General features: G+C 43.5%; 1 protein-coding gene. It reads right to left on the bottom strand.

The features are described from left to right. Positions 1-260 (bottom strand): isopeptide-forming domain-containing fimbrial protein (locus AWH02_RS06805; protein ID WP_145762186.1); only part of this gene is annotated, 260 nt, incomplete at both ends.

Here is a 260-nt window from a genome sequence, read left to right as displayed (position 1 = left end):
TTGGTTATTGATGGCTGTCTTACCTTTTTCAATGTCGCCAGTCAGGTTGGCACCTTGGCGAATCTTAGCCTTGAAGGTCAGAACAACTTCTTTACCGCCATTGTTCTTGACTTGGTCTTCTGTCAGAGTCAAGGTGATCTTTTGATCAGCGATAGAGATACGGTCTGCTTCTAAAGCTTCTCCATTAAGAGTAGCACTTCCAGCATCCGCAAACTCTAGAACATCCTTAATAGTGTCATCAATAGAGAAGGCTGTTGCAT

This window comes from Streptococcus gordonii, assembly GCF_001553855.1.
Taxonomy (GTDB): domain Bacteria; phylum Bacillota; class Bacilli; order Lactobacillales; family Streptococcaceae; genus Streptococcus; species Streptococcus gordonii.
This window is presented reverse-complemented; position numbering and strand designations above follow the sequence as displayed.